Annotated in this window: 21 protein-coding genes; 16 read left to right on the top strand and 5 right to left on the bottom strand. The window is 59.8% G+C overall.

What is annotated here, in order from left to right:
* Positions 1–4: 4 nt before the first annotated feature.
* The 7 genes from CRX69_RS18760 (at position 5) to CRX69_RS18730 (ending at position 6,212) form a co-directional block, all read left to right on the top strand.
* A complete protein-coding gene (locus CRX69_RS18760; protein ID WP_107322554.1) occupies positions 5–658 on the top strand; it encodes a phage tail protein in 654 nt (217 codons plus the stop codon).
* Between the two features lie 3 nt (positions 659–661).
* Positions 662–1,045, top strand: coding sequence for a phage tail assembly chaperone (locus CRX69_RS18755; RefSeq protein WP_107322553.1), 384 nt, complete (start codon positions 662–664; stop codon positions 1,043–1,045).
* A gap of 62 nt (positions 1,046–1,107) precedes the next feature.
* On the top strand, positions 1,108–1,356 hold the full coding sequence (locus tag CRX69_RS18750; protein ID WP_107323278.1) for a DUF1799 domain-containing protein: 249 nt from the start codon (positions 1,108–1,110) through the stop codon (positions 1,354–1,356).
* 10 nt (positions 1,357–1,366) lie between these two features.
* Positions 1,367–4,348, top strand: coding sequence for a phage tail tape measure protein (locus tag CRX69_RS18745; RefSeq protein ID WP_107322552.1), 2,982 nt, complete (start codon positions 1,367–1,369; stop codon positions 4,346–4,348).
* Positions 4,348–4,686, top strand: a complete 339-nt coding sequence (locus CRX69_RS18740) for a phage tail protein (RefSeq protein ID WP_107322551.1) — start codon at positions 4,348–4,350, stop codon at positions 4,684–4,686. The genes CRX69_RS18745 and CRX69_RS18740 overlap by 1 nt, the downstream gene beginning before the upstream one ends.
* A 9-nt stretch (positions 4,687–4,695) precedes the next feature.
* Positions 4,696–5,445 carry a phage minor tail protein L gene (locus CRX69_RS18735; RefSeq protein ID WP_107322550.1) on the top strand — a complete coding sequence of 250 codons (750 nt, stop codon included), beginning with the start codon at positions 4,696–4,698 and terminating at the stop codon, positions 5,443–5,445.
* 2 nt (positions 5,446–5,447) lie between these two features.
* Complete coding sequence (locus CRX69_RS18730) at positions 5,448–6,212, top strand: C40 family peptidase (protein ID WP_107322549.1); 765 nt, start codon at positions 5,448–5,450, stop codon at positions 6,210–6,212.
* A 107-nt stretch (positions 6,213–6,319) separates the two neighbouring features.
* Here CRX69_RS18730 and CRX69_RS18725 read toward each other — a convergent pair whose 3' ends face one another.
* A complete protein-coding gene (locus tag CRX69_RS18725; protein WP_107322548.1) occupies positions 6,320–6,568 on the bottom strand; it encodes a hypothetical protein in 249 nt (82 codons plus the stop codon).
* Between the two features lie 188 nt (positions 6,569–6,756).
* Here CRX69_RS18725 and CRX69_RS18720 point away from each other — a divergent pair, with 188 nt between their 5' ends.
* The 8 genes from CRX69_RS18720 to CRX69_RS18670 all read left to right on the top strand — a co-directional run bounded on the left by CRX69_RS18720 (position 6,757) and on the right by CRX69_RS18670 (position 15,365).
* Entirely contained in the window at positions 6,757–7,101 is a 345-nt protein-coding gene (locus CRX69_RS18720) for a hypothetical protein (protein WP_107322547.1), read from the top strand.
* Between the two features lie 58 nt (positions 7,102–7,159).
* Positions 7,160–7,750, top strand: coding sequence for a tail assembly protein (locus tag CRX69_RS18715; RefSeq protein ID WP_107322546.1), 591 nt, complete (start codon positions 7,160–7,162; stop codon positions 7,748–7,750).
* Positions 7,747–8,013, top strand: coding sequence for a hypothetical protein (locus CRX69_RS18710; protein WP_107322545.1), 267 nt, complete (start codon positions 7,747–7,749; stop codon positions 8,011–8,013). The genes CRX69_RS18715 and CRX69_RS18710 overlap by 4 nt, the downstream gene beginning before the upstream one ends.
* A 329-nt stretch (positions 8,014–8,342) precedes the next feature.
* Positions 8,343–11,909 carry a TipJ family phage tail tip protein gene (locus tag CRX69_RS18700; protein ID WP_107322543.1) on the top strand — a complete coding sequence of 1,189 codons (3,567 nt, stop codon included), beginning with the start codon at positions 8,343–8,345 and terminating at the stop codon, positions 11,907–11,909.
* 319 nt (positions 11,910–12,228) lie between these two features.
* A complete protein-coding gene (locus tag CRX69_RS18690) occupies positions 12,229–12,903 on the top strand; it encodes a hypothetical protein (RefSeq protein WP_107322541.1) in 675 nt (224 codons plus the stop codon).
* 13 nt (positions 12,904–12,916) lie between these two features.
* Positions 12,917–14,368 carry a pyocin knob domain-containing protein gene (locus CRX69_RS27930; protein ID WP_240539547.1) on the top strand — a complete coding sequence of 484 codons (1,452 nt, stop codon included), beginning with the start codon at positions 12,917–12,919 and terminating at the stop codon, positions 14,366–14,368.
* 59 nt (positions 14,369–14,427) lie between these two features.
* Complete coding sequence (locus CRX69_RS18675) at positions 14,428–14,853, top strand: cell wall hydrolase (RefSeq protein ID WP_107322540.1); 426 nt, start codon at positions 14,428–14,430, stop codon at positions 14,851–14,853.
* Entirely contained in the window at positions 14,850–15,365 is a 516-nt protein-coding gene (locus tag CRX69_RS18670) for a lysis system spanin subunit (RefSeq protein ID WP_107322539.1), read from the top strand. The genes CRX69_RS18675 and CRX69_RS18670 overlap by 4 nt, the downstream gene beginning before the upstream one ends.
* On the opposite strand, the gene CRX69_RS18665 is transcribed toward CRX69_RS18670, so the two are convergent.
* From CRX69_RS18665 to CRX69_RS18650, 4 genes are all read right to left on the bottom strand, one after another.
* Positions 15,343–16,035, bottom strand: coding sequence for an SOS response-associated peptidase (locus CRX69_RS18665; protein ID WP_107322538.1), 693 nt, complete (start codon positions 16,033–16,035; stop codon positions 15,343–15,345). The genes CRX69_RS18670 and CRX69_RS18665 overlap by 23 nt on opposite strands.
* Positions 16,036–16,037: 2 nt before the next feature.
* Complete coding sequence (locus CRX69_RS18660; RefSeq protein WP_107322537.1) at positions 16,038–16,778, bottom strand: hypothetical protein; 741 nt, start codon at positions 16,776–16,778, stop codon at positions 16,038–16,040.
* A 90-nt stretch (positions 16,779–16,868) separates the two neighbouring features.
* Complete coding sequence (locus tag CRX69_RS18655; protein ID WP_107322536.1) at positions 16,869–17,078, bottom strand: hypothetical protein; 210 nt, start codon at positions 17,076–17,078, stop codon at positions 16,869–16,871.
* A gap of 419 nt (positions 17,079–17,497) precedes the next feature.
* Entirely contained in the window at positions 17,498–17,860 is a 363-nt protein-coding gene (locus tag CRX69_RS18650) for an NUDIX hydrolase (RefSeq protein ID WP_047226597.1), read from the bottom strand.
* Positions 17,861–18,130: 270 nt separating this feature from the next.
* Here CRX69_RS18650 and CRX69_RS18645 point away from each other — a divergent pair, with 270 nt between their 5' ends.
* Positions 18,131–18,316: a hypothetical protein gene (locus CRX69_RS18645; RefSeq protein ID WP_047226596.1), complete on the top strand. Its 186-nt coding sequence runs from the start codon at positions 18,131–18,133 to the stop codon at positions 18,314–18,316.
* Positions 18,317–18,401: the final 85 nt, after the last annotated feature.

Raw genomic sequence — 18,401 nt, 5'->3', positions numbered from 1 at the left:
AACCATGGGCTTTCGACTCCCCAACGGCGCAACCCTTGAAATCGCTGCGGCTTATGGCACTGCCATCCCGGTGACGGCGCTGAGCAACGCCAACCCGGCCGTGGCGACTGCTGCGGCGCACGGACTGGCCGACGGCGACATCCTTGCCGTGACCTCGGGCTGGACTCGTCTCAATGATCGCGCCGCCCGCGTCTCGGACAGCCTGAGTGGCACCTTCGCACTGGAAAACATTAACACCACCAACCTGCAGCCATACCCGGCGGGTTCCGGCATCGGCTCGGTTCGCGAAGTGACCGGTTTTGTCGAGATTTCGCAAATCACCGACGTGGCCACCAGCGGCGGCGACCAGCAGTTCCTGACCTTCGGCTTCCTGGCTGACGACGATGACCGCCAGATTCCGACCACCAAGAACCCGATCAGCATGTCGGTGACGGTGGCGGATGACCCGGCGCTGGCGTACGTGGCAGTGGTTGAAACTGCCGACGAGGACAAGGCTACCCGCGTTCTGCGACTGAACCTGCCGAACGGCGACAGCATCCTCTACAACGCCTACGTGACCATCACGTCGACCCCGGCCCTGTCCCGTAACAACCTGATGACCCGCGTCATCAGCCTGTCGCTGGCCGGTCGCCCAACCCGCTACTCGGCGGTGGTGTAACCCATGGCGAAGATCAAGATTTCCCAGAACCCTACCTTCAAGACGAAGGTTGCCATTCCCCGCGTGGGCGGTAAGCCCGAAGACGTGGAGTTCGAATTCAAGTACCTGGACCGGCTGGCTCTTTCCGCGCTCTTTGACAAATGGAACAGCGCACGCGACGAGCACGCCAACAAGGTCAAGGAGGATGGCTTGAGCTGGCAGGAGGCCACGGCATCGGAGATCGGCATCCAGGTCGCCCAACTCCGCGATATCGTTGCGGGCTGGGCCTTCGACGAGAAGCTTTCGGATGAATCCCTGACGGCGCTGGTCACCACTTGCATTGGCGCGCCTCAAGCCGTTCTGGATGCCTACCAGAGCGCCTACAACCCGGCCCGCCTGGGAAACTGATAGCCGCCGCCCGCGTCATGTACGAGCCGGGGCCGTCCGAGGCGGACCTGGCGGCCTTCGGCATGACGCTAGCCGATATCCCGGATGAAGAGTACGAGGTATGGCCAGATAACTGGCCCGCCTTCCGTCTCTTCGAAGCAATGTCGACGCAGTGGCGCACCGGCATGGGCGGGGCCTCGGGCCTGGACTACAACGCGCTCCCGCCGGTCGCCAGCATGCTGGGCATCAAGCGGCGAGAACTCTCAGAAGCCTTTCACGACGTCCGCGTCATGGAAGCAGAAGCCTTGCTCGTGATGAGCGAATCGAAATAACGGAGCCCGCATGACTTCTATTGCTGAACTCGGCATCAAGGTCGACTCGACCGATGCTGCGCAGGCGAGCTCCGACCTCGACAAACTCACCGCGGCGGGTGGCCGGGCGGAGAAGGCTGCCGAAAGGGTTGCCAAGGGCGCCGACAAGGCTTCGGTGTCGATCAAGAAGCAGAAGGAAGAGCTTTCTGACCTGCTGGGCGAGATCGATCCGACTGTCAAAGCCCTGGGGCGACTGGACGAACTCGAAAGCAAGCTGGCGAAGCAGAAGAAGCTCGGCGCGCTGGATGCGTCGACCTTCAGCGAGTATCAGGCGAAAATCGATCAGTCCCGGACGAACCTGGGCCGATTCGATGATTCGCTGACCCGCACGGGCAACACCGCTAAGCAAACAGCAAACGCGTTGCGCGGCGTGCCCGCTCAGTTCACGGACATCGCTGTTTCGCTGCAAGGCGGACAGGCTCCACTGACTGTGCTGCTCCAGCAGGGCGGGCAGTTGAAGGATATGTTCGGCGGTATCGGGCCGGCGGCGCGCGCCATGGGCGGCTACATCCTGGGCTTGGTGAATCCGTTCACCGTCGCCGCAGCCGCTGCAGCAGCGCTCGGCCTGGCCTACTACAAGGGCAGCCAGGAGGCTGACGAATACAACAAGGCGATCATCTTCACTGGCAACTCGGCAGGCACCAGCACAAATCAATTGCGCTCGATGGCCGACCAGGTATCTGCAACCGTTGGCACAACTGGTGCGGCGGCTGAGGTTCTGGCGAAGTTGGCCGGAAACGGAAGGATCGCGAGCAGCAGCTTCGAGGAAATCACCGAGGCTACGCTGGAGTGGGAGAAGGCGACTGGGCGCGCTATCGACGACACTGTTGCTGAGTTCGCGAAGATCGCGAAAGACCCGGTGGCTGCTGCCAAAGAGCTCAACGACCAGTACAACTTCCTCACCGCCTCGGTCTATTCGCAGATCGTGGCCCTGAAGGAGCAGGGCGACACCATTGGCGCGGCCAATCTCCTGACCGATACCTACGCCGAGACGATCCGGTCCCGGACTGGCGAGGTCACTGCCAACCTTGGATTGATCGAGGGAGCCTGGCGCAAGATCAAATCCGCCGCATCCGAGGCAATTGACGCAACCTTGGATGTTGGCCGGGCCCAATCGATCGACAGCCAGATCAAGAACCTGGAAAAGATCGTCGCCGGACGGAGAACAGGAGTTCTTGCCCAGCTTTTCCCGGATGACTTGGGTGGCGGAAGCCAATCCACCAAGTTCATCGAAAGCCAAATCGCGGCACTGAAGCGTGAAAAGGCGCAGATCGACGCGAACAGCAAGGCTCAGGGTGACCGGGCGAAGATTGACCGAGACGGCATCGACGCCAGTATCCGCCTGAAAGCTATCAGCGATTCCAACCTCACCAACGAGGAGAAGCGAAACAAGCTGATCAAGGAGTACAAGCGGGACGTCGAGGCGCTGCGCAAGGCCAATCCGAATGACCCGCTGGTCCAGGAAGCAGTCGTCACGAAGACGATTCAGAACATCCGGGACAAGAACAAGGATCCCAAAGCGGCGACTACCGCTGTCAACCTGACCGAGTTCAACGACTCGAAGAACCAGCTTTCGCTGATCCTCGGTGAGTACAAGAACGCCCAGAAGCAACTGGAGGCGGCTCAAAAGGCCGGCCTGGTCACCCAGGAAGACTACCTGCTCAAGCGCCAAGCCTTGATCGGCAATGAGCGGGATGAGGTCACGGCGGCCTACCAGGCCGAAATCGCTGCGCTCGAGTCGACAAAGGGCAAGGCCAGCACATCTGCGGCCCAGCGCATCCAGCTGGACCAGAAGATCGCCGACGCCCGGGCCAACATGGTCAAGGCGCAGAAGCAGGCCGATAGCGAACTCGAAGTAATCGCCACCAACGAGCAGGGCAGGCTCGCCAAGCAGGCCCAGGCCATCAAGAGCTACACCGATGCCCTGGACCAGCAGAACGTCGCCCTGCGCCGTGCTGGCAGCCGTGCAGCGGACGGTGTGGGCCGTGGTGACCGGGAGAACGCCATCAACGGCGAACTCAACGGCATTGCCGATCGTGCCAACCAGCAGCGCCTGGACCTGGCGCGCGACAAGGCGGACAAGTCGCGCAACATGAGCGCCGAGGAATACCAGGCCAAGCTGGACGCCATCAATAAAAGCGAGAAGGACCTGAGCGAAACAGTGCTCAGCAACTACGAGCAGATGTCTGAGGCTCAAGGCGACTGGCGCAAGGGTGCAACTTCGGCCTTCAGCAACTACTTGGAAAGCGCGCGCAACGTCGCCGGACAGACGCGGGACCTGTTCACCAACGCCTTCAGCTCCATGGAGGATTCGATCGTCAACTTCGCCATTACGGGCAAGGGTTCTTTCGGGGATTTCACCAAGTCGGTTCTGGCTGACATGGCGCGAATTGCGACAAGGACCGCGGCATCCGAAGGGCTCAGTGCTCTGTTCGGTCTGGCTGCCTCGGCTGCCGGGTCCTACTTCGGCGGTGGCGCGTCATCTGCTGGCTCAACCCAGGCCGGGTATTCCGGCGACCTATCAGGCTTCACCCCTGGCAGCATTCAGGCCAAGGGCGGGGCATGGTCGGGCGGCGTGCAGATGTTTGCCAATGGCGCTGCCTTCACGAACTCCATCGTCAGCAAGCCGACAGCGTTCGGCATGGCCGGCGGTGGTATTGGCGTGATGGGTGAGGCCGGCGAGGAGGCGATCATGCCGCTAACCCGAACGGCCGGCGGCCAGTTGGGTGTCCGAGCAATCAGTGGTGGCGGCAGTGGCGGTGGGAACGTTTACAACTTCCCAGTGGCTGTTTCCGTGCAGACCACCGGTGACGGCGGCGCGACCACCACGGAAGACACCACGCAACTGGGCAAGGGTATCCAGCAGGCAGCCAAGGTTGAAGCCGAAACGGCTATCTCCAGGGGCCTGCAGCCAGGCGGCGCCATCTGGCGCGTTATCAACGGGAGGGGCTGATGGCTATCGAAATGTTCACCTGGCCCACCCAGCACGGAGACGCACCCGAGATCACTTATCGGGTGCGTACTGCGCAGTTCGGCGACGGCTACAAGCAGATCGCCGGCGATGGGCCGAATAACAAGGAAGACTCCTATCCGATCACCTACACCGGGTCACGCGCCAGGGTGCAGGAGATCATGGACTTTCTCGACCGCCATGCCGGCGCCAAGGCTTTCCTCTGGACAACGCCACTGGGTCAGCTTGGCCTATTTTCCTGCGTGAATCCCACTCCCACCCCTGTTGGGGGCGGAGTCTTCAAGCTCACGGCCACATTCAACCGGGCCTTCCAACCATAAGGGGCAACCATGCCGCTGATCAGTGATATCCAGGTTCTCGAACCTGGCAGCGAAGTGCTGCTCTTCGAATTGGACGGCTCCGACTACGGTGCTGACGTGCTGCGCTTCCATGGGCACGCGATCCCGCACACCGAGGCCGAGCTGATCGCCGCCGGCGCCGCAGCCGATGAGCTACCGGCCAAGCCGATCTACTGGCAGGGCAACGAGTACAGCGCCTGGCCGATGCAAATCGACGGCATAGAGGCGAACGGCGACGGCACTGCGGTTCGACCCTCGCTATCGGTGGGCAATGTCAACGGCCGGATCACCGCGCTTTGCCTGGCATTCCAGGACTTGGCGGATTTCAAGCTGACCATGCGCCACACGCTGGGCAAATACCTGGACGCCGAGAACTTCCCCGGCGGCAATCCGCAGGCGGACCCAACCCAGGAGACGATCGAGGTCTGGTACATCGACCAGAAAACGAACGAGGACGGGGAGACGGTCACCTGGGAGCTTGCCAGCCCGGGCGACGTGGGCGGGGAGTCCATCGGGCGCCAGGCTACGACGCTGTGCCATTGGTGCCTGACCGGCGGCTACCGTGGGCCGAACTGCGGCTACACCGGCCCCTATGTGACGAAGGATGGAGTGGTCACCGATAACCCAGAGCTCGACGAATGCGATGCCACGCTGGGCCGTGGATGCATTCCGCGCTTTGGCGAGGGCAATGCCTTGCCATTTGGTGGGTTCCCTGCCGTTTCCCTGATCGCCCGGAGCTGACCATGCGCAAACACATTTTGAGCGCGATCCAGGCGCACGCGGCAGCCGAATATCCGAAAGAGTGCTGCGGGCTTCTGCTGGCCCTGGGCCGAAAACAGCAGTACTTCCCATGCAAGAACACCGCGACCGAGCCCAACGAGGAGTTTTGCATCGCTCCAGAGGATTATGCCGCGGCGGAAGACCTGGGCGAGATCATCGGCATCGTTCACTCCCATCCGGACGCCACCAGCCGGCCATCGCCACGGGACCTCGCGATGTGCGAGGCCACGGCCTTGCCCTGGCACATCCTGAGCTGGCCGGAGGGTGACTTGCGGACAGTGGTGCCCACCGGTGATACACCTTTGCTCAAGCGCCCGTTTGTCCACGGCGCCTGGGACTGCTGGCAGGTCTGCGCCGACTGGTACAAGCGCGAGTGGGGGCTTGAGTTCGAAGCCTTCAAGCGTTCCGACGGCTGGTGGGAGAATAGGGACAACGCCAGCCTATACGAGGCGAACTACGAGGCCGCAGGCTTTTGCCGGGTCGACCAGCCACAGCGCGGCGACATGATCGTGATGGAGGTGGGCCGGACGGTTCACCCGAACCATGCAGGGATATTCCTCGGCGCGGATCCGGCGCTGTCCGGCGAAGAGTCCGAGACCTTCGGTCCCGGGCCGTTCTTGCTTCACCATTTGTACGGGCGCCCGAGCGAGATCATCGTCTTCGGCGGGCCCTGGCTCGACCGAACACGCCTGATTCTCAGGCACAAAGATGCACCACCAACCACATAAAGCGGCATGGCCGCGGGAGATAGTTATGAGTCAGCCATTTGAAGTGACGGAGGACGGTAAAGTGCGCATTGTCGGGGTTGCGATTCGCGACAATGCGCTGCCGGAAATTACATCGGCTTAGAGCCAGCGCCTGCTTTTATCGCTTCCTGCACATTGCTCAGGTCGCCGCCAACCGCGTCAAGCGGCAGATTGAATGCCGAAGACTCCGCGTCTGGTTGGCGGGTATTTTTGAAAAAGTCGACATACTTGGTAAGTTCGGCTTGGTCGTAATCAGGACGAGACCGCAGGTAGAGGGATATCGCTCCAAGAGCGGACATAACGCCAGCCTCAAACGACGATAGTGGGATCTTGCTCATCGGTGACCTCCAGGTCATAAACGCGCCGAGATTGGCGCAATCCCAGTCCTTGGGCTTGCAGGCGAAGGACTGGGAAATCCGTTGCATGAGGGCAAGAGGCTACTATCGGAGCGAGGCGAGGCGTTACTGCGGATTCGTACAGCGGCAAACAGTGATATCTTGTAGCCATCTTCCACAGGAGTGACCTCATGAGATTGTTCGTAGGCGCGGTAGCTATTGCTTTGCTGGCGGGGTGTGTTTCCCCTGGCGAACTGGAGTCGAAGGATCCCAGCATTTCGGCCAGTACAGGGAAGGACCCGAAGCGGTACGCGCTTTGCGTTCTCCCGAGATGGCAGGACGCGCGCAGCGACGTGACCATGTCCGAGACGGAGTATGGCTATCGGCTGATTGCTGCGACCAACAACATGACCGACGAATTGCTGAGCATCCGCAAGACGTCCAAGGGCAGCGCTGTAAAGCTGTACCAGCGCATGGCCTGGGCGCCAGGTTATGGGCGTAGCGATATGGAGCAGGCGGTGAAAAGCTGTCTGTAAATCGAAACGAAGTACACAAGGCCGCCTCCGGGCGGCTTTTTCATGCCCGGAGAAAACCATGTCAGCAATCACTTCCAGCCATCAAACAATGACCACCATCCTGTTGTCAGGTCCGCTGATCAAATTGTTTGGCAGGGTCCACCGGCGCGAGCTTGGTAGTAAATCGGTAGGCGAGGCCTTCAAGGCGCTGAAATGCACAATCGAAGGCTTCGAGACGGCCATCAAGGATCTTGAGCGGAGAGGAATGCGGTTTGCCATTTTCCGCAATCGGAAGAACGTGGCTGAGAAGGAGTTCGCGCTGGGCGGTACCGAGGAAATCAGGATTGTCCCTGTTATTTCTGGCAGCAAGCGCGCCGGACTTCTCCAGACCATCATCGGCGCCGTATTAATTGCCGCGTCGTTTATCCCTGGCTTCCAGGCGCTGGCGCCAGTCGGTATTGCTCTCGTTGCCGGCGGCGTCATCCAGATGCTCAGCCCCCAGGCCTCTGGACTCAAGCAAAGCGCCGGCCCCGAGAATGCTCCGTCCTACGCCTTTGGCAGCGCCAAGAACACCACGGCAAGCGGTAACCCCGTGCCGATCTGCATTGGCGAGCGCCGGTGGGGCGGGATGATCATCAGCGCGAGCATCTACGCGGAGGACAAGGCATGAGCAAAGTCACCTACAGCATCACGATCCACGGCCTGCACCGGCTTGAAGGCGGATTGATTTGCAGCGACGAAGCGGTGGTTTCGGTTCTGGATGACGGGCATGAGATCCACCGCGAGCGCTTCTTTGGCAAATGCATATCGCCAGGCGGCTACACGAGGAAGTATCGCGGCAAGCCCGGGCTTACCGCTGCCCTGATATCCGGCAACTGCCGCATGGGTTTCAGCTTGAATGACCCAGCAAAGGCTCTTCCAAGCCACCCATAAAATCGTCAGAGCCCAGCCGGTGAGAGCCGTATTCGACTCGATATCTAGGCCCGCGTGATTTGGCCTCGGCTTCAGCCGCATCCTTCGAGGCGTAGATATCGACGAACCGCCACGGAGAGCCTTGCACGACACCCCAGCCGAGTACGGAACCAGCGTTATCTGGGTCTTTCGGAAGGTTTCCAGCGAGGCTTCTGATTGACATGACCGCTCCTTGTTTTTGAAAGCGCAACGCTACTACCGCTGAGAGCCGTGGGGTTACTGACATTTCATCCACGCTGTACAGATACACAGACCACCCATGAGGTGGTTTTTTTCGCCTGGAGGAAAGCATGGGCGCAGCACGCAAGATCGATATTCACGGCGCGAAAGGCGGAGACAAAAAGCCCAAGTCCCCGACCGAGGCCAGCGACAACCTGCGCTCCACGAACATTGCCAAGCTGCTGATCGCCGTGGGCGAGGGCGAGTTTGAGGAGGCTCCCACTGCAGCGAACATCTTTCTCGACAACACCCCCATCAACGATGCCAGCGGCAACGTCAACTTCCCGAACGTGAAGTGGGATTGGCGCTCCGGATCGGTCGATCAGACTTACATCCCGGGGATTCCGTCGGTAGAGAACGAGACCTCGCTGAACATCGAGCTTCGCAGCGATGCGGCCTGGGTTCGCTCTGTCACGAACATCCAACTGTCTGCCGTGCGCCTGCGGTTCGCCTGGCCCGCGCTCCAGCGCCAGGACGACCAAGGCAACATTGGCGGCTACCGGATCGAGTACGCCATCGACGTGGCTACCGACGGCGGAGCCTATCAGCAAGTTCTGACCGATGCTGTGGACGGCAAGACCACCACCCGATATGAGCGCTCCAAGCGTGTTGACCTGCCCGAGGCCACCACCGGCTGGCAGATCCGCGTGCGCCGTCTGACAGCCAACCAGAACAGCAACAAGATCGCAGACACCATGCTGATCGCTGGCTTCACTGAGGTGATTGACGCCAAGCTTCGGTATCCGAACACCGCGCTGCTGTACATCGAGTTCGACGCCGAGCAGTTCACCAACATTCCGGCCGTCACCGTGAAGTGCAAGGCCCGGAAATGGCAGGTGCCGAGCAACTACGACCCGATCAGCCGCACCTACACCGGCACCTGGGACGGCAGCATGAAGCTGGCCTGGACCAACAACCCTGCGTGGATCACCTACGGCATCTGCACCGAGGATCGTTTCGGCCTGGGCAAGCGCATCAAGACGTTCATGGTCGACAAGTGGGAGCTGTACCGGATCGCCCAGTACTGCGACCAGTTGGTGCCCGATGGCCTGGGCGGTACCGAGCCGCGCTTCCTCTGTGACATGAACCTGCAGGGCAAGGCCGACGCCTGGACGCTGCTGCGGGATATCTCCGGCATCTACCGCGGGATGACCTATTGGGCCCAGGGCCAGCTCATCATGCAGGCCGACATGCCGCGCGCCCAGGACTTCGACTATGTCTTCACCCGGGCGAACGTCATCGACGGGAAATTCTCCTACGGCAGCGCCTCGGCTAAGACCCGCTACACCCGGGCCCTGGTCAGCTACGACAACCCGGCGAACAACTACGACACCGACGTCATTCCGTTTTCGGATCTGGACCTCCAGCGCCGCTACGGGGACCGGCCAACCGAGCTGAGCGCCATCGGTTGCACCCGCGCATCCGAGGCCCAGCGCCGGGGCAAGTGGGCGATCCTGAGCAACAACCTGGACCGCACCGTCACCTTCAAGACAGGTATGGAGGGCGTACTTCCGCTCCCGGGCCACATCATCCCTGTGGCCGATTCGCTGCTGGCTGGCCGGGAGATTGGCGGGCGTATCTCAGCCGTTGCCGGTCGCGTTGTGACGCTGGACCGTGACACCCTGGCGAAGGTTGGCGACCGACTGATCATCAACCTGCCCGGCGGCCGCGCCGAAGGTCGCACAGTACAGAGTGTCGCCGGCCGCGCCGTGACCGTGACCGTCGCCTACAGCGAAGCGCCGCGGGCGCAGCTTCAGTGGGCGCTCGACGCTGACGACCTGGCGATTCCGCTCTACCGCGTGCTGCGGACCAAGCGCACCACCGAGGGCGACTTTGAAATCAGTGCCCTGCAGTACGAGCCGAGCAAGTTTGCGCACATCGACACCGGCGCACGCCTTGAGGACCGGCCAATCAGCGTGATCCCTATCACCGTGGTCCCGGCGCCTGCGAGCGTTACAGTCGCCTCGGTCTCCTCTGTTGTTCAGGGGTTGGCGGTGGCCACTATGACAATCAGTTGGCCGGCGGTGGAGGGGGCTGTTGCCTATGACATCGAATGGCGTAAGGACAGCGGTAACTGGATCAAGGTGCAGCGCACCGGCTCGACCAACGTAGACGTGGTGGGCATCTATGCGGGTGCTTACGTTGCCCGGGTCCGTGCCGTGAGTGCGTTCGACATCTCGTCGATCTGGCGTAACTCTGTGCTGACCGAACTCGCGGGCAAGGATGGCCTGCCGCCGGCAGTGTCGTTCTTGACGGCAACGCCGCTGCTGTTCGGGATATATCTCAAATGGGGTTTCCCCGAGGGATCGAGCGACACCCAGCGCACGGAGATTTGGTACGGGCCAACCACGGATCAGGAGGCATCGACCGAGCTCACTGATCTGGCATACCCACAAAGCGATTTCTCCCTGCTGGGCCTGGCCGCTGGCGTGACCTTCTATTTCTGGGCGCGCCTGGTGGATCGGATCGGCAACATCGGACCATGGTATCCGGTTGGGATTGGGGTCCAGGGGCAGTCGAGCTCGGAGGCGGGGCCGATCCTGGACATGATCGCCGGTCAAATCGGCGAGACAGAGCTCGGTCAGGACATTCTGGATGAAATCAATAAGATTCCCGGCCTTCAGGACCAGATCAATGCGCTTGATGGGTTGTCGGCCTACAAGCCGGCTGAAGTGTATGAGCCAGGAGAAATGGTTGTCGGAGATGGCCGCATCTATCAGGCGAAAGTCCAGGTTCCGATCGAGACGCCACCACCGAACACCGCCTACTGGATTGATGTCGGCCAGTCGGTCGAGACGGCAAACGGTCTGGCGCAGCAGGTGGCCACTAACACCGCTGACATCACCGAAATTGACGGTGTTGTCACAGCTCAGGCCACGGCTTTCCAAGCTCTGAGGGCTTCCTACCGTGATGATAACGGAGAGGGTGAGCTCGCAGATGCGCTGAAGGGATGGACCAGCACGGCGGCGATTGCTTCGGAGAGCAGTGTTCGGGCTTCTGAAAATGAGGCCATGGCCCGTCGGGTGACCACTTTCGATGCGCGGATAGGTGAGAACTCAGCAAATCTGACCACGCTTGAGCAGGTAGTTGCCACAAACGAGTCAGCCACGGCGACCAAGATTGATCAGCTCACCGCCACCGTCGGCGACAACACGGCGGCGATACAGGAAACGGCCACGGCTTATGCGGACACTAGCGGCAAGCTGAGCACGATGTGGTCCGTGAAGATGCAGCTAACGGCTGACGGAAAGTACGTGGCTGCTGGTATCGGGCTGGGTATCGAGAACACTGCCGCCGGACTGCAAAGCCAGTTCCTTGTCAGCGCTGATCGGTTCGCGATCGTCAATACCATAGCCGGCGGCGCCATTTCGGTGCCGTTTGCAGTGCAGGGCGGCCAGGTGTTCATGAACTCGGCATTCATCCAGGACGGCAGCATCACGATGCTGAAGATCGGCCAGTACCTGCAATCCGATAACTACGTTGCTGGAACGCAGGGCTGGCGACTGGATAAGGCCGGCAACCTCGAGTTCAACGGTCCTGCACCTGGTGGCGGACGCCTGACCATGACCAACCGTGCGATCAAGGTCTACGACCAGAACGGTGTGAAACGGGTCCAGCTTGGAGATCTATCCGCATGAGCTTTGGGCTGGAAATCCGGGACGAGAATGGCAATGTCACTCTCGATCCGTCGTCATTCACGATGCGGGTTGTATATAGCGGAGTGGTCACAGGGTCGAACGCTGCGACTTATCAGACCATCTCTGTGCCCGGGCTTACGCCTACGAATGGCGCCGCGTTCGTTGTGCCAATTGGTAGCTATAACGTGAGCGTAGATATGCAACTGGAGACCGAAGTTATAGCAGGCGCGGTACGGGTCTATAGCTATATGCGAGGCAGGGAGCAGTTCAGCAGCACGACCAGTTCGACAATGCGGTTAATTGTAATAAGGTTTTCCTAATGGCATATGGATTGGAGTTCACAAACGACAGCAACGTAGTGACCGTTGATTCTGAGTTTACGCGGCTCGTAGTTTTGGCCAAGGGAACCTACCAACCCACTCAGGAATCCGGGCTTGGGTCGGTCACCTCGTTTCCGCGAACAATCACAAGCCAAGAGCCACCGCTTGTTTTCATCCGCCCCGCTGGCAGCAGCGGGATTGCCGGCCTGTGTTTAATGCGTGTACTTGGATCGCCTGGGGCCTGGACCGGCTTCTATGTTCGAGCTTATGACGAGAACACGCTGCAGCCAAACGGGGCTTACTTCGCCTGCGGCTTCGCAGCCACCGCGCTTGCCAGCTTCGGCATGAGGTTGTGGGATGGAAACTCGAAGTTGCTGTTCGATAGCGGCACTCCCTATGCCAGGTTCACCCGGTCGTTTCAGAACTGGACCTACGTAAAAACAGATGCCACGGCTCAAGGCCAGCCCCGGAATTATTATCGAGTTAACTTCAATTTTCCGGCTGGTGAGTACATGCTGATAAACACTTTCAGCATGCCGATGCTTAATGATGACCCTTTCAGCAGGTCCCTTTCTTGCTGGTGGGATTTTTCTGGCGGGAATCTTTACGCGCTAACTGTAGGTTCAAACAATCCGTTCTCCTTCTTTCTCCCCGCCGTATTTGCAAAACTTTAAAGGATGATTTTCTATGCCCTGGTATAAAGCTGGGACGGTTTCCGTCACCCTAAATTCCAATTCCGTGATCGGTTCCGGCACCGCGTTTATCGTTAATTGCCGGGTCGGTGATGCGTTCCGAGGGCCCGACGGCGGCTGGTACGAAATTATCAACGTGGCAAGTGACACCGCGCTCGCTATAGATCCTCCGTATCAAGGTGCATCCGAAGCGGCTGGCGCCTACGCATTGGCGCCGATGCAGGGCTATGTCAAGGATTCTGCCGATCAATTGCGAGCGATCGTGAATACCTACGGCGCTAAGTTGTCGGCGCTGGGTACGACTGGGAACTACGACATTTTGCCGACGAGCAAGGGCGGAACAGGGATCGATGATCTTTCAGTCTTCATCCAGGGAATGCTTAACGACGCTGACGATGACGCCGCCAGAGCCACCTTGAATGCAGCCAAGTCCGGGTCGAATTCCGATATCACCTCACTGTCCGCGCTCACCACTGCGCTCAGCGTAGCGCAGGGCGGCACAGGAGGATCTACTCAGGCGACGGCACGGGGCGGCCTTGGTCTCGGTGCTGTGGCGGTGGAAAACGTCGTGCCAGTGGAAAAGGGCGGCACCGGCGGTAACACGCAGGCATTGGCTCGAACTGGCTTGGGCCTGGGGACATCCGCAACAGCAAACACCGGTACCGCCGTAGGCAACGTAATGTTAGTGGGGGCGTTTGGTCTTGGTGCCAGTTTCACCACTGGGATTCCCGCGACATCCGACATTAACGGCACGCCGATCTCTCAGACTGGCATCTATCGATACACCAGCAGCACGGTAGGTCGTCCGACCTTTAGTAACTTCGGCTCGCTGTTAAATTTGGCATTAGCCAACGATGCCAATGGCAACTATGGCACGCAGCTCGCCATCGATTATGCCGCCGATAAAATAGGTTTCCGTCGTATCACCGGCGCTTCTGGCTGGAGCACCTGGAATGAGATTTACCATACGGCGAATACCACTCGAGGATCGGGAGGTGCGCTGTCCGCTGCTTCGCCCATCGTCCGTGTTGCCAGCGTCTCGGGAAGTCTGCGCGGCGACTTGTTGGAGCAGACTTTCGAGGCCGCTGGGGATTGGGGCGTGGCGAACGACGAGGCGCGGGGTGTGAACGTGCAGCGTATATCCATCGGCGAATATCGCATCACCGGTGCCCTGGGCCTGGCGTTGGAAGGGTGGCGTACACAGGACCCTTGCTCGCCAGATGGGGGGCGTACCTTGGGGATGAGCGTCAGTGAAGAGGCCACAGACGGTACTGTCACAATAAAGCTGTTCAAGCAGCGCTGGACGCTCTCTGACGACGGGGAAATGATCCCGGGCCCAGGCGCGCCAATGGACGTTCCCCTCAACAGCTGGATCGATGTTCGACTCAATATGCCAGCTGCTGAGCAACCGCCAATGCCAGAGAGCCTTGTGGCAGAAGCCATTTAGCGCTCACCCAACACAGTAACCCGCCATCGAGCGGGATTTTTTTTGCCCGGAGAACAGTTATGACTGCAACCGAGAAAGATCGGGACATCCTCGCGCGCACGCTGTGGGGTGAGGCTCGTGGTGAGAGTTTTGCTGGCCAGGTGGCCGTGGCCTGCGTCATCCGCAACCGCGTGAACGATGGTAAGGCCAAGTCCTGGTGGGGTGAAGGCTATGCCGGCGTCTGCCTGAAGCCGTACCAGTTCAGTTGCTGGAACAAGAACGACGCGAACTATCCGCACCTCAGCGGCGCCAAGCCGATCCCGCCGAAGCAGTTCGCCCAGGCCCAGCGGGCGGCGGACCTGGTGATCTCCGGCCAGGAGCCCGACATCACCAAAGGCGCGACCCACTACTACGCCACTACCATGCCGAAGCCGCCGGCCTGGGCGAAGGACGCAACCGAGACCTTCCGCCTGGGCAACCACATCTTCTTCAAGGACGTCCCATGAATCCCGCCACGCTGAAGCTGCTGATCGCCGGTGTGGCGGTGGCGATGATCCTGGCCATGAGCGCGACATGGAAGGTTCAGGACTGGCGCTACGGGATGAAACTGGCGGAGCAGGCCGGCCTGCATCAATCCGACCTGGACAAAATCGGCAGCGCGGCCTCAGCCCAGGTTCAGGCGGAGCAGGGCAAGCGTCTAGCCCTGGAACAGCGGCTGACCGCCAACGACCAAACCCACCACAAGGAACTGAGCGATGCTCAAACGAACCAGACTCGCCTGCGCGATCGCCTTGCCACTGCTGATTTGCGGCTGTCAGTCCTCCTTGCCGAGGATCCAGCCAGTTGCAACGGAGTGCCTGCCACCGCCGGCGCCGTCGGCATGGTTCATGGAGCCCGTCGAGCCCAACTTGACCCAGCGCATGCTCAAAGAATTATCGCCATCACCGACGCCGGCGACCGGGGGTTGATTGCCCTGGCAGCCTGCCAGGCGTATGTCAGGGAAGTGAATCAGCGATAGGGCGGATCAGTTCAGGGCCCTGGTTGCGCACGTTGCCCACGGCGCGGTCCACCTTGAACCACTCGAAGGCCTCGGCCGGCTCACCCTGCTGCAAGACAATTTGCTCAGCCCGCTCCTTGGGCGTGGCCGGGTCGAGCCATTCCCGGGCAAGGTCTGCGTCCAGCACAACCGGTCGCCGATCATGGATGTCGACCATACCGCCCTGGCTGTCGGCGGTGATGATCACGAAGCCGTCGTGCTCATCTGGCTCATGGTCACCGGTGGGGTACTGGCCGATGGCCGCGCAGAATATGGGGGCATGATCCCGCCTGCGGATCAGGTAGGGCTGTTTCTTCGGCCCACCCTCATCGACCCACTCGAACCAGTTATTGATCGGCGTGATAGCGCGGTTCGGCCAGATCGCCCGGTAGAAGGGGCCGTGGGCGACTTTCTCGACCCGGGCATTGATTGGTGCGGCGCGGTCCTTGGCCCAGTGTGGTCGCCAACCCCAGCGGACCAGGTCGGCATGCAGGATGTCGCCTTCCTGGTGGAATAGAGCGAGCTGTTGCGACGGTGCGCCGTTATACCGTTCCAGCGGCTGGTCACCGACTGCGTTCACCACCGCGTTCGGCATGCTCAGTGCCGCCACGAAGTCGTGAATGCCCGTGTACTGGGAGAGTCGTCCGCACATGTTCATTCCTCCGGCTTTAGAGTGTAGCTGGGCGGTTCAGGCTTCGGCGTGAAGCCGAGTCCACCGCAAGCCGCACAGTCGTCCCGCTTACCAAAGTGGTCCTGGCATGCCGAGCACGGAAGGAACTTTGCCATCTCAAAAAACGGCCTGACCTTTTCCATAATTGAAAAGTGCTTGTTCTCCATAGCCACCTGGACCACATCTAGCATCCAGCGGTACACATCTGGGTCCTGTGTGACCGGGTACACCACGCCCTCGACCATCCGTTCTGTCGCAACCAGATCGAATTGCCGACCGTCATCCAGGGTAAGGGTCAGCCCATCGATGCGACCAGTGGTATTGGCGTAGCTGAACTTCAGCATTAAGCCCGTCCCATCCCGGCATACCTTGCCGTCATAGGGTTGAAGTTTGCTTCCCCGGTTGTTGTCGAGCGTCAAAATGGAATGAAAGACTTTCCCAAACCTAGGGCCGCCGCCTTTCGGCACCACGTCATAGCCGTAGGACGGACGGTAGAGGATCGGACATGCCTGCAACTCCTCCACGGCCAGCCAATAGGCAGCGTTCGCCATCTCGTCCATGTCGAACTGGTCTAGCTGGTCGATCAGGCCTTCTTCAACCAGTCGGGCTGATATCTCATGTAGCGTGGATCTATGTCTCTCCGGAGACTGCATCCGAAAATCGTGGTCATCGAGGGTGTCTCGCCAATGCTTGAGCCTTAGCGCTTTCGCCTGTTCGAAGTTCATGGTTGGGGTTCGCTTGCTGAATACTGTTTGGATATACAGTAATCGAGGGGCGATGATTCGGGCGAGGGCTGGGCGACGAGCTGCGGCCTTTCAGTCGGATGACATCATTACTGCCAGGCTCATTTTGATGAATTCTTCATTTAGGTCCAAGGTCGCCAAGGCTCCCCGCACATTGGCGGCCACCTGATTCGATCCTTGCCTATCTACCCAATTGGTCAGCTCCATGATGGCTGCTTCCAGGGCACGCTGGTTTTCGTTGATCTTCGAAAGCAATGATGGGAGCAGGTCGAGATTTTGCATTGGCGACTCCTACTTCGGAGAAATAAGCGTAGCAGTTCGGGGTAAGGGTGTTCGGTCGGCAGAACGCCGCAGGAGGGTGGGGATTTATGCAAGATCGGCATAAAGGAATGGCCAGATGGCTAATAAAATTTAGGCTGTTTCGGGATGCAATGGGGGTAATTTCCGGTCCGCAATCATTTTAGGGGATGCGGAAACATTGGCTGATATAGCAATGATTTTAGGTTAATTGCGGACCAGAAAACCTATTGCACGCCACGGCCTGATTGACTTCCACTAAGGACTTAAAATCCCCCGCTCGTAAGGGCGTGCCGGTTCGATTCCGGCTTCGGGCACCATCTAAAATCAAGGGTTTGCGAGCGAAAGCTAATGCAAACCCTTGTTTGTTTCTGCTCCGTCAAACCACCTTATCCAAGCTGCGCTCACAACCTGCGCCGAAATGCCTCGAGAATCTCCCGGGTGCCCTTTTTCATTTGCAGTTGCGCGATAGCGTCCAGCGGATGCCAGAGGCAGTCGCTGATTTCATTCTGTGGCCGGGCGGTCTTTGAATCGGTGACCGCGGCTTCGAACACGTGGTGTTCGGTTTCACCGTCGCTGATGCGCATCAGATAAAGCAGGTTGTGCGCGTCCAGCCCGGTCTCTTCTGCCAACTCGCGTAGTGCCGCCCCAGCATGGGTTTCGCCGCGCTCAACGGTTCCACCAGGCAATGTCCAGCGGCTGTTGGCCTTGCGCACGAGCAAGATGTGGCGATCTTCCTCGCAGATGACGGTCGCTCGAATTTTCATGGCCTTGCTCAATCCGTGACTGTCATTAAATTGAAATATAACTGCAATATTTGAGCCCGATGTCATACGGACTGTCCACTACAGTTTTTACCGGGGCCTCTCTGTACGACCGCGGCAATCGGCGAAAGACTGAACTTCATTTCAAGCCTGCACTCGCTATCTGTCAGGACTGGGCATTAAACCGATCATCGCCTCGACTGAATCAGCTTGGAAAAAACGTATCCATGTTGGGTGGATAGCCAACCTCGGGTAGAGGGGAAGTGAGAAGACATGACCACGGTTGAAGACTTCAAAATCAAATCCCACGAGCTTCTCGTGGAACTGGACGCGGCCACCTCAGAAATGATGGCGCTCGTCGACGCACATCAAACGAGCGGGGTGATTTGGGAGCAGGCCGTCCAACGCCAGCATGACGCTTATGAACGGTGGGTCGCCTATCTGAATGAGCGTGGATAGACGCAAGTTCGGGCGGGGGGACGCGATGGCAGATTCTTTGAACGGACCGTCAGGGGGTGTGCCTAAACCATAGACCTTAAGAGGA

Origin of the sequence: Pseudomonas rhizophila (assembly GCF_003033885.1) — a bacterium.
In the GTDB taxonomy this organism is placed as follows: Bacteria; Pseudomonadota; Gammaproteobacteria; order Pseudomonadales; family Pseudomonadaceae; genus Aquipseudomonas; species Aquipseudomonas rhizophila.
The sequence above is the reverse complement of the archived record's forward strand: the minus strand, read 5'-3'. Positions and strand labels throughout refer to the sequence as shown.

Excerpts from the sequence above, each read along its gene's own strand:
- CRX69_RS18750 (WP_107323278.1), top strand. The coding sequence starts at position 1,108 with ATGACGCTAGCCGATATCCCGGATGAAGAGTACGAGGTATGGCCAGAT.
- CRX69_RS18730 (WP_107322549.1), top strand. The coding sequence starts at position 5,448 with ATGCGCAAACACATTTTGAGCGCGATCCAGGCGCACGCGGCAGCCGAA.
- CRX69_RS18650 (WP_047226597.1), bottom strand. The coding sequence starts at position 17,860 with ATGAAAATTCGAGCGACCGTCATCTGCGAGGAAGATCGCCACATCTTG.
- CRX69_RS18645 (WP_047226596.1), top strand. The coding sequence starts at position 18,131 with ATGACCACGGTTGAAGACTTCAAAATCAAATCCCACGAGCTTCTCGTG.
- CRX69_RS18725 (WP_107322548.1), bottom strand. The coding sequence starts at position 6,568 with ATGAGCAAGATCCCACTATCGTCGTTTGAGGCTGGCGTTATGTCCGCT.
- CRX69_RS18755 (WP_107322553.1), top strand. The coding sequence starts at position 662 with ATGGCGAAGATCAAGATTTCCCAGAACCCTACCTTCAAGACGAAGGTT.
- CRX69_RS18665 (WP_107322538.1), bottom strand. The coding sequence starts at position 16,035 with ATGTGCGGACGACTCTCCCAGTACACGGGCATTCACGACTTCGTGGCG.
- CRX69_RS18655 (WP_107322536.1), bottom strand. The coding sequence starts at position 17,078 with ATGCAAAATCTCGACCTGCTCCCATCATTGCTTTCGAAGATCAACGAA.
- CRX69_RS18670 (WP_107322539.1), top strand. The coding sequence starts at position 14,850 with ATGAATCCCGCCACGCTGAAGCTGCTGATCGCCGGTGTGGCGGTGGCG.
- CRX69_RS27930 (WP_240539547.1), top strand. The coding sequence starts at position 12,917 with ATGCCCTGGTATAAAGCTGGGACGGTTTCCGTCACCCTAAATTCCAAT.
- CRX69_RS18735 (WP_107322550.1), top strand. The coding sequence starts at position 4,696 with ATGCCGCTGATCAGTGATATCCAGGTTCTCGAACCTGGCAGCGAAGTG.
- CRX69_RS18720 (WP_107322547.1), top strand. The coding sequence starts at position 6,757 with ATGAGATTGTTCGTAGGCGCGGTAGCTATTGCTTTGCTGGCGGGGTGT.
- CRX69_RS18745 (WP_107322552.1), top strand. The coding sequence starts at position 1,367 with ATGACTTCTATTGCTGAACTCGGCATCAAGGTCGACTCGACCGATGCT.
- CRX69_RS18710 (WP_107322545.1), top strand. The coding sequence starts at position 7,747 with ATGAGCAAAGTCACCTACAGCATCACGATCCACGGCCTGCACCGGCTT.
- CRX69_RS18715 (WP_107322546.1), top strand. The coding sequence starts at position 7,160 with ATGTCAGCAATCACTTCCAGCCATCAAACAATGACCACCATCCTGTTG.
- CRX69_RS18700 (WP_107322543.1), top strand. The coding sequence starts at position 8,343 with ATGGGCGCAGCACGCAAGATCGATATTCACGGCGCGAAAGGCGGAGAC.
- CRX69_RS18660 (WP_107322537.1), bottom strand. The coding sequence starts at position 16,778 with ATGAACTTCGAACAGGCGAAAGCGCTAAGGCTCAAGCATTGGCGAGAC.
- CRX69_RS18740 (WP_107322551.1), top strand. The coding sequence starts at position 4,348 with ATGGCTATCGAAATGTTCACCTGGCCCACCCAGCACGGAGACGCACCC.
- CRX69_RS18675 (WP_107322540.1), top strand. The coding sequence starts at position 14,428 with ATGACTGCAACCGAGAAAGATCGGGACATCCTCGCGCGCACGCTGTGG.
- CRX69_RS18760 (WP_107322554.1), top strand. The coding sequence starts at position 5 with ATGGGCTTTCGACTCCCCAACGGCGCAACCCTTGAAATCGCTGCGGCT.
- CRX69_RS18690 (WP_107322541.1), top strand. The coding sequence starts at position 12,229 with ATGGCATATGGATTGGAGTTCACAAACGACAGCAACGTAGTGACCGTT.